This window comes from Paenibacillus oryzae, from assembly GCF_001675045.1.
Classification (GTDB): Bacteria; Bacillota; Bacilli; order Paenibacillales; family Paenibacillaceae; genus Pristimantibacillus; species Pristimantibacillus oryzae.
In genome coordinates this window covers 1-1343 of sequence record NZ_LYPA01000039.1, presented here as the reverse complement: position 1 = coordinate 1343, position 1343 = coordinate 1, and the positions used below count along the sequence as shown (strand labels likewise).

Genomic DNA, 1343 nt, shown 5'->3' with positions numbered 1-1343 from the left:
ATCGGAAGGTGCGGCTGGATCACCTCCTTTCTAAGGAATACTCAACCACGATGATGGTTGATCAGGAAACGTGAGTTTCCATAATCTCAGGCAGAGGTTGCTCACTCGTTGTCAGTTTTGAAAGAACAAGAAGTGCCGGAAACGGCGCTTTTGAGTGTCTTTCATTGAAATTCCGTTTGGTGGCGATGGCGGAGGGGATCCACGCGTTCCCATNGGAAGGTGCGGCTGGATCACCTCCTTTCTAAGGAATACTCAACCACGATGATGGTTGATCAGGAAACGTAAGTTTCCATAATCTCAGGCAGAGGTTGCTCACTCGTTGTCAGTTTTGAAAGAACAAGAAGTGCCGGAAACGGCGCTTTGATGTGTCTTTCATTGAAATTCCGTTTGGTGGCGATGGCGGAGGGGATCCACGCGTTCCCATCCCGAACACGACCGTTAAGCCCTCCAGCGCCGATGGTACTTGGACCGCAGGGTCCTGGGAGAGTAGGACGTCGCCAAGCGGATATTCATTTAAAAAGAATATTCACAAGGGCCTTTAGCTCAGCTGGTTAGAGCGCACCCCTGATAAGGGTGAGGTCGGTGGTTCGAGTCCACTAAGGCCCACCATTATCGACTTTGAGTCGGTGTACCTTTGGGGCCATAGCTCAGCTGGGAGAGCGCCTGCCTTGCAAGCAGGAGGTCAGCGGTTCGATCCCGCTTGGCTCCACCAAAACATCTCCGCAAGGGAATGTTTAACAACAATTGCAGTTATGACTTTTCTGAAGCCATTTAGGGAAGTTTAACAGCGATACCATTTGCACCTTGAAAACTGGATAACGAAAGAAAGCATTTTTCGAAATCATCGCAAGATGACGAGAAAATATGCAGCTGAAACATCCTTTAGCTGAAAGAAACAACCGCCAGCAGAGGAAACTCACGCTGAGCGATAACTAGGTTAAGCTAGTAAGAGCGCACGGAGGATGCCTAGGCACCAGGAGCCGAAGAAGGACGTGGCGAACAACGATACCGCCTCGGGGAGCCGTAAGCAGGCATTGATCCGGGGATTTCCGANCAGCAGAGGAAACTCACGCTGAGCGATAACTAGGTTAAGCTAGTAAGAGCGCACGGAGGATGCCTAGGCACCAGGAGCCGAAGAAGGACGTGGCGAACAACGATACCGCCTCGGGGAGCCGTAAGCAGGCATTGATCCGGGGATTTCCGAATGGGGAAACCCAGCAGTCGTAATGGACTGTTACTGTCGAGTGAATACATAGCTCGTCAAGAGGCATACCGGGGGAACTGAAACATCTAAGTACCCCGAGGAAGAGAAAACAAAAGTGATTCCGTCAGTAGCGGCGAGC

Annotated in this window: 2 tRNA genes and 2 rRNA genes; all 4 read left to right on the top strand. The window is 51.2% G+C overall.

Features of this window, described 5'->3' with window-relative positions:
• Nucleotides 1-386 precede the first annotated feature (386 nt).
• Nucleotides 387-503 (top strand): 5S ribosomal RNA (rrf, locus tag A7K91_RS06365).
• Between the two features lie 29 nt (nucleotides 504-532).
• Nucleotides 533-609 (top strand) — tRNA-Ile (locus A7K91_RS06360).
• Nucleotides 610-636: 27 nt separating this feature from the next.
• Nucleotides 637-712: transfer RNA gene (locus A7K91_RS06355), tRNA-Ala, on the top strand.
• 374 nt (nucleotides 713-1086) lie between these two features.
• A 23S ribosomal RNA gene (locus A7K91_RS06350) occupies nucleotides 1087-1343 on the top strand; the annotation flags it as partial.